The following is a 6,979-nucleotide window of genomic DNA, read 5'->3' on the forward strand; positions in this document are numbered from 1 at the left end:
CGGCCGTGCCCCGGGCGCCACCGCCGCCGGACCGCCGGCGTACGAGCTGTGGCGGGCCAACGTGCGGACGCACTTCCGTGCCGCCGGGCAGCCGGACCGGCCCCGGCCGCCCGCGGCGGCCCCCGCGAACTGAGCAGGTGCGGAGAAGCCCCGCCGGATCCGGCCGGGCACCATCCGCGTGGCAGCGCACCGACGTGAGGAAGACCTGAGAGGAGAATGGCGTGCCCAGTGCATGGCGAACGCTCCGACGACGCGTTCTCACCCCGAGCACCTCGGAGACCCTACTGGAGAAGCGCGGCTTCCACCGGAAGTCACCGGACGCCCAGCACCTGCTGGAGTCGGTCGGCGGGCGGTTCCTGGAGGGCTACGCGTACGCGATGGAGGCCCGGGACCCGGCGGCGGCGGAGCTCCGCCTGGAGGGCGTTCCGGCCCCGTTCCGCGGATTCGCCTACGAGGGCGCCGGCATGGGCTTCGCCGTGCTCGACGGGCTGCCGCTGTCCGGCCGCGGCTCGGTGGGGCGCTTCCTCGCCGGGCGGGGCGCGGACCACGTCTACATGGTCTACGTCGGGATCGGCTGGGCGATGGCCCGGCTGCCGAGGTTCCGCTGGCCGGACGTCGACGGGCTCGACCCGCTGCTGCGCTGGCTCGTGCTCGACGGGTACGGGTTCCACCAGGCGTACTTCCGTACCGCCCGGTACGTCCACGAGCAGTACCGCGAGCCGGCCTTCCCCTGGCCGGCCGGTGACACGCCGTCGTACGCCGGCCACGCGATCGACCAGGGCATCGGCCGGGCCCTGTGGTTCGTCGGCGGCACCGACGCGGACCTGGTCGCGACCATGATCGAGAAGTTCCCGGAGTCCCGGTGGTCCGACCTCTACAGCGGGGCCGGACTGGCGGCCACCTACGCCGGGGGCGCGGACGAGGCGGAGCTGCGGGCGTTCCGGGACCGGGCCGGACCGCACCGGGCCATCGTCGCGCAGGGCAGCGCGTTCGCGGCCGAGGCCCGGCTGCGGGCCGGTCTGCTGGTCCCGCACACGGAACTGGCCACCCGGGTCCTCTGCGGCATGGGACCGGAGGAGGCGGCCAGGGTCACCCGGGACGTCCGGCCGGCCGGGCCGGTGCCGGGCGCGCTGCCCGCGTACGAGGTGTGGCGCCGGGCCGTCGCCGACCGCCTGGCGAACGACGGGGGGTGCTAGCCGTGCCCACGACCCGCCGGGTGCCGCCAGGACCGCCGCGCCGGGCCGCCCCGGTCCTGCTGCGCAGGCTGGTGGGGGACCGGCTGGAGCTGATGCGCTCCGCCGCGCGGGAGTACGGCGACGCGGTCCGGATCTCCATCGGCCCCAAGACGCTCTACTTCTTCAACCACCCCGAGCACGCCAAGCACGTGCTCGCGGACAACGCGGCCAACTACCACAAGGGGATCGGCCTGGTGCAGGCCCGACGCGCCCTCGGCAACGGCCTGTTGACCAGCGAGGGCGAGCTCTGGCGCAAGCAGCGCCGGCAGATCCAGCCCGCCTTCCAGCACAAGCGGATCGCCCGGCAGGCCGGGGTCGTCGCGGAGGAGGCGGTCAAGCTGGTCGGCCGGCTGCGGGCGCACGAGGGCGGCGGGCCCGTCGACGTGGTCCACGAGGTGACGGCGCTCACCCTCGGGGTGCTCGGCCGCACGCTGTTGGACGTCGACCTCGGCGCCTTCGAGGCGGTCGGCCACGACTTCGAGGCCGTGCAGGACCAGGCGATGTTCGACATGGTCACCATGGGCGCGGTGCCCGCCTGGGTGCCGCTCGCCAAGCAGCTGCGCTTCCGGCGGGCCCGGCAGGACCTGCAGCGGGTGGTCGACCGGCTGGTCGCGGACCGGACCGCCCGCGACGGCGGGCGGAGCACGGGCGACGACGCGCTGTCCCGGCTGATCACGGCCACCGCGGAGGAGCCCGACCCGCGGGTCGGCCGGCAGCGGATGCGCGACGAACTGGTCACCCTGCTGCTCGCCGGCCACGAGACCACGGCGAGCACCCTCGGCTGGACCTTCCACCTGATCGACCGGCACCCCGAGGTGCGGGAGCGGCTGCACGCCGAGGCCGTCGAGGTGCTCGGCGACCGGCTGCCCGAGTTCGAGGACCTGCACCGCCTCCGGTACACCTCCAGGGTGGTGGACGAGGTCATGCGGCTCTACCCGCCGGTGTGGATCCTCCCGCGGCAGGCGCAGGCGGACGACGAGGTGGGCGGCTACCACGTGCCGGCCGGCGCCGACGTCCTGATCTGCCCGTACACCCTGCACCGCCACCCCCGCTTCTGGGACGCGCCCGAGCAGTTCGACCCGGAGCGCTTCGACCCGGACCGGGCCACGGACCGGCCGCGCTACGCCTACATCCCGTTCGGGGCGGGGCCGCGCTTCTGCGTCGGCAACCACCTCGGGCTGCTGGAGGCCGTCTTCACGATCGCCGTGGTGGCCCGGGACCTCCGGCTGGTCAAGGTGCCCGGCCACCGGGTGACGCCCGAGCCGATGCTGTCGCTGCGGGTGGCCGGCGGCCTGCCGATGACCGTGCACCCGGCCGGCTGAGGCGCACCCTCCGTCGCGGCCCGGATCCCCCCGCAGAGGACCTCCGCGGGGGGATCCGGGCCGTAAGGACCTCGCCGTCCTGTCGGGCCTTCACTGTCCTGTCCTCGCCTGTCCTGTCCGGGCCTGTCCGGGCCTGTCCGGGCCGGGGCCGGCGGCGGCTCAGGCGCTGTCGGCCCGGGGGGCCTCGGCGACCTGGGACAGCTCGTTGAACGCCGTCGACCGTACGTCCAGCAGCGCCAGCAGGACCGGTGGGTCCAGGGCCCGGATCGGGCGCAGCCGCAGTTCCATCGGCAGCAGCGGCACGTCCGGCCGCACCTCGATCGGTCCGACCGATCCCACCGAGACCTCGCCGTCGCCGGTCAGCACCTCGTCGAAGGAGACGGGGACGGAGTGCGCCAGCAGGTACCAGGTGCCGCTCGGCACCCGGTCGAGCAGGAAGGCCCCGGGGCGGGGGAGGACGCAACAGGCGGCCGGCCGTCCCTCCGGGATCCGGGTCGGGAAGAGTCCGACGAACACCCGGCCGAGGTCCCCCGCGACCGAGGCCCGGATCTCGCCCCGGAACGTCGAGAGTTCCGCGCCGCGGCCCCGGCCGTGTAAGTCGACCTCGATCCGGGGAGTGAAGCCCCGGAGCTGACGGAACATCGTGGGGGAGGCGCCGACGCTGCTGGTGAACCGGGAGCTGAACGTGCCGACGCTGTTGTACCCGACCCGGTGGCTGATCTCCGTCACGGTGAACGTCGTCTCGATGAGGAGGCGTTTCGCGGTCTCCAGGCGTATGGCGGAGAGGAATCGCCGTGGCGAGACCCCGGTCATCCGTTGGAACTCACGGGAGAAATGGAATTTGCTGTACATGGCCGCCTGCGCCATATCGTCTATGGTCAGCAGCTCGCCGATGTTCTCGTGCATGGTCTCGATGGCCCGGGTCACGGCTTGCTCGATGGCAGATTTCATGATCGACTCCAGGTTCTCTGCTGTACATGCGAATGAACAGAAATTCCGCCCGTGCGATGGTCGGGTACGAAAGTCGCGGCCGTGGTTTCCGGGCCGGCGGTCAGAGAGGCCATGGCATGCGAAGGCGTCCCCCGCCGGAAAGGGGAGGACGAAAGGGGGCCGCCGCCATAACGAGAGACGACGTTATCAGTTGGTGCATGACAAGTGCAATGGCGCGTTGGCACATTCCGTTGGCATGTCTGAAAGTTGGGATGCCGGGGGGGTTCGTATGTTTGAACCCGATTGTCAAGGGCGATTGCCGGAACGGGCGGGATCGGGTGCGCACCACTGCCGACCCGCGGTGGGGGATGGTGCGCTCACGGGTCAACGCCGCCGCGCGGCCGCCGGGTTGAGGCCGCCGAAGCCGATCAACGCTCCTCAGCAACGCAGGAGATGCGGAGGTGGAGGTATTGCCCGGACGATGCCAAAGTCGCGTATGCGAATCGGGGTCGGCCGGTGCGTCGGGCCCGTTTTTTCGACGACCACCTGAGGAGATGCCGGTGGGCTCGCGTATCCCAGAACAGCAGGATTACCGCACCATGACGCTCGAGGCGTTCGCGGACACGATCGTCCCGGGGGAGAAGCGCTCCCCCGACGACCGGGCCGTGGCCGGCGCCTCGACCGGAGGCGGCGCGGTGCAGGCAGGCGCCATCGAACTGCTGGAGACGCCCGCGACCGGGCTGTCGAACGCCCTGGACGACTACGAGCAGGCGCTCAACCGCCACGCCCGCGCCTACGCGGAGGAGCACGGCCTGCCGCTCGACGACGCGGTGCCGCCGTTCGTCGCCCTTCCGTTCGCGGACCGGACCGGCCTGGTGCGGACGCTGACCGGCCCGGACCACCCGGAGCGCGAACTGTGGGTCCTGCTGGCGCTGTTCAGCAACATGGCCTACGACACCGCCGCCCACCTGCACACCGCGGACGCGATCGCGGCGGGCCACCCCGGTCTCACGGCGATGGGGTTCATGGACCCGGACGCCGACGGCCTGTGGCGGTTCTCCGACTTCTCGTACCGGCGGCAGCTGGCCGAACCCCACCCGGGCACCACGTCCACAGGGAGCCCCGCATGACGAGCACCGAGAGCACCGACGTCCTGATCGTCGGCAGCGGCTTCGGCGGCGCCATCGCCGCCTACCACCTGGCGGCCGGCGGCGCGCGGGTCACCGTGCTGGAGCGCGGCCCGTGGCTGGAGGCGCCCGACTTCGAGCACGACTTCCTGCTCGGGTCCTCGTACACCCGCATCTTCGACTTCGTGGTCGGCGACGGCATGAGCCTGCTCGGCGGGAACTGCGTCGGCGGCGGCAGCGTGGTGTACTTCGCCGCGATGCCGCGCGCGCCCCGGTTCGCCTTCGAGCGCCGCGGCGGCATCGGCCGCCGGATGTGGCCGGCGGCCATCACCAGGGACACCCTCGACCCCTGGTACGACCGGGTGGCCGAGGCGCTGCCGATCACCCAGCAGGACTGGAACGACGTCACCTACGCGGGCGGCCTGTTCGCCGCCGCCTGCGACCACGCGGGGCGCACCGCCAACCCCGTCCCGGCCGCCATCGACCGGGCGAAGTGCACCAACTGCAACTGGATGATGTCCGGTTGCCGCTTCGACGCGAAGCGGTCGCTGCTGCTGAACTACCTGCCCGCCGCCCTCGCGCACGGGGCCGAGATCCGGCCGTTGCACGAGGTGCAGCGGCTCTCCCGGACGGACGGCGGCGGCTACCGGGTGCACTACGACGTCGTCGACGACACCGACTACCGGGTGCACGTCGGCAGCGGCACGATCGACGCGAAGATCGTCGTGCTCGCGGCCGGCGCCGGCGCCACCCCGGTGATCCTCCAGCGCTCCGAGGCGGACCTCGGCACGATGCCCTCCGCCGTCGGCCGCTACTTCTCCGGCAACGGGGAGCGCCTCAACACGGCCGTCGTCGACGAGGACCGGGCCCGCGACCTGCTCGGGCTCAAGCGCTCCGACGGCCTGGCGTTCGGGGCCAACCAGATCGGCAAGGGGCCGGTCGTGGCGAGCTGGGACAACCTCGACGGCTCGCTCCCGGAGCACTCGCGGTTCTCCCTGGAACAGCTCTACTTCCCGCCCGGGTTCGGCACCATCCTGGCGCAGGTGCCCGACGCGACCGGCCCCGGCTGGTTCGGTGTGGAGAAGAAGGAGATGGTCCGGCGGTGGCAGTCCTGGCTGACCGTCTTCACCATGGTCGAGGACGACAACGAGGGCGTCTTCGGTCCGCCGCCGGCCACCGGCAACGCGGACCGGATCTCCCAGCAGATGCTCGGGCGCGGACCGATCAGGTACCGGCCGACCGAGAACACCCTGCGCGGCTGGGCCGAGTCGGACGCCGTGGTGAAGGACATCCTGGAGCGCGACGGCCTGGCCCGCGTCATGCCGTGGACTAACGACCTGGTGGGCGCGTACACCGTGCACCCGCTGGCGTCCTGCCGGATCGGCGACGACCCGGGGACCTCGGCGCTCGACGACCGGCACGAACTCCGCGACCACCCGGGCATCTTCGTCACCGACGGCTCCGCCGTCCCGGGAGCGCTCACCGTCAACCCCGCGCTGACCATCTCCGCGCTCGCCGAACGCGCCGTCCCCGGCATCGTGCGCGCAGCGCGGGAGCGCGGCGTGAACGTCCGGTACGGCGCGCCCTCGCCGGACGGCGGGACCAGCGGACGGCGCGGGGTGCGGACGCAACTGCCCGGCCTGACGCGGCCTTAGGGCGTGTCTGACCATTGGCGTCGCGCACCTGGCGGGAATTGTCAGACACGTCCCAAGCGCGCCACGGCGACAGATCGAGCCAGAGAGGAGGAGAGCGATGGTGATACCGCTGCTGCGGCCGGCCCTGCGGCCGCTGGCGCAGATCCGCCGGGTCGCCCCGGTCCGCCCGGCCGACGCGGGGGAGGAGGTGGCCCGGGTCTACGCCGAGGTCGAGCGGGAGTTCGGCCTGCTCGCACCGCCGATCGGCCTGCACGCGCCCTCGCCGGCGGTGCTCGCCGCCTCGTGGGTGATGCTCCGGGAGACCCTGCTCGCCGCCGGGCGGGTCGACCGGGCGCTCAAGGAGGCGGTGGCCGTCGCCGTGTCGGAGGCCAACGCCTGCCCGTTCTGCACGGAGGTGCACGGCGCGACGCTGGCCGCGCTGCGGCCCGGACCGGGGGCGTCCGCCGGGGCCCGGGCGGCGGCGGGGAGGGAGCGGGAGGTGGCCGACTGGCTCCGGGAGACCGGGGACGGCGCGGGCGGCCGGGGTGCGGGACCGCCGTTCCCCGCGGACCGGGTGCCCGAACTGGTCGGCGTGGCGGTCACCTTCCACTACCTGAACCGCATGGTCAACCTGTTCCTGGAGGAGAGCCCGCTCCCGGCCGGCCTCCCGGCGCCCGCGCGGTCGGCGGCGACGGCCGTGCTCGGCCGGTTGATGCGCCGCAGCGCGCGCG

At 73.2% G+C, this 6,979-nt stretch carries 6 protein-coding genes; 5 read left to right on the forward strand and 1 reads right to left on the reverse strand.

The window, feature by feature from the left end:
* Window positions 1-221: 221 nt before the first annotated feature.
* Window positions 222-1,196, forward strand: a complete 975-nt coding sequence (locus tag AE652_RS31275) for a DUF1702 family protein (protein ID WP_049657649.1) — start codon at window positions 222-224, stop codon at window positions 1,194-1,196.
* A 2-nt stretch (window positions 1,197-1,198) separates the two neighbouring features.
* On the forward strand, window positions 1,199-2,557 hold the full coding sequence (locus AE652_RS31280) for a cytochrome P450 (protein WP_255357462.1): 1,359 nt from the start codon (window positions 1,199-1,201) through the stop codon (window positions 2,555-2,557).
* A 159-nt stretch (window positions 2,558-2,716) separates the two neighbouring features.
* On the opposite strand, the gene AE652_RS31285 is transcribed toward AE652_RS31280, so the two are convergent.
* A complete protein-coding gene (locus AE652_RS31285; protein ID WP_234348608.1) occupies window positions 2,717-3,508 on the reverse strand; it encodes a helix-turn-helix transcriptional regulator in 792 nt (263 codons plus the stop codon).
* Between the two features lie 578 nt (window positions 3,509-4,086).
* Here AE652_RS31285 and AE652_RS31290 point away from each other — a divergent pair.
* From AE652_RS31290 to AE652_RS31300, 3 genes are all read left to right on the forward strand, one after another.
* Window positions 4,087-4,617, forward strand: a complete 531-nt coding sequence (locus AE652_RS31290; RefSeq protein ID WP_234348609.1) for a DUF5987 family protein — start codon at window positions 4,087-4,089, stop codon at window positions 4,615-4,617.
* Complete coding sequence (locus tag AE652_RS31295; RefSeq protein WP_049657656.1) at window positions 4,614-6,269, forward strand: FAD-dependent oxidoreductase; 1,656 nt, start codon at window positions 4,614-4,616, stop codon at window positions 6,267-6,269. Before AE652_RS31290 ends, AE652_RS31295 begins: the two co-directional genes overlap by 4 nt.
* 97 nt (window positions 6,270-6,366) lie before the next feature.
* On the forward strand, window positions 6,367-6,979 hold a 613-nt coding region (locus AE652_RS31300; RefSeq protein ID WP_049657658.1), incomplete at its 3' end, for a carboxymuconolactone decarboxylase family protein.

Source organism: Kitasatospora sp. MY 5-36 (genome assembly GCF_001182915.1).
Classification (GTDB): Bacteria; Actinomycetota; Actinomycetes; order Streptomycetales; family Streptomycetaceae; genus Kitasatospora.